Source organism: Methanocalculus natronophilus (assembly GCF_038751955.1).
In the GTDB taxonomy this organism is placed as follows: domain Archaea; phylum Halobacteriota; class Methanomicrobia; order Methanomicrobiales; family Methanocorpusculaceae; genus Methanocalculus; species Methanocalculus natronophilus.
In genome coordinates this window covers 1-511 of record NZ_JBCEXH010000132.1, presented here as the reverse complement: position 1 = coordinate 511, position 511 = coordinate 1, and the positions used below count along the sequence as shown (strand labels likewise).

Genomic DNA, 511 nt, shown 5'->3' with positions numbered 1-511 from the left:
ACTTGACCAAGTGCAATACCTTGTGATGCTATTTTGCCTTTTTTCAATTTCATCACATCCTTTAAAATTTATCAAATAAGTATCCATTTTTCATTACTTTTTTAATCGTAATGGTTTCATCAAAGAATACTAAATCCGCAGTTTTCCCCTCAGCAATACTTCCTTTTCGATCAAATATACCAATGGCTTTTGCTGGGTTAGTAGATGCCATTTTTACCGCATCTTCAATAGAAACATTGTTATGTTTTATAACATTTTTTATTGCTTTATTTAAGTTTAATGTACTTCCAGCAATGGTTCCATCGGCTAGACGTGCTTCGCCATTTTCAACCGTAACTTCTTGCCCTGCTAAGTCATATTTTCCATCGCTTAATCCAGCAGCTCTCATCGCATCTGAAATTAAAATTAATTTATCAGTCCCTTTAGCCTTTATGGCAAGATTAACCGCTGCATGATGTAAATGCACACCATCAACAATTAATTCAGCATAGATCGAGTCATGATTTAACAC

Annotated in this window: 1 protein-coding gene; it reads right to left on the bottom strand. The window is 34.4% G+C overall.

The window, feature by feature from the left end; all coding sequences use genetic code 11:
- Positions 1-61 precede the first annotated feature (61 nt).
- On the bottom strand, positions 62-511 hold a 450-nt coding region (locus ABCO64_RS10860; protein ID WP_343089493.1), incomplete at its 5' end, for an amidohydrolase family protein.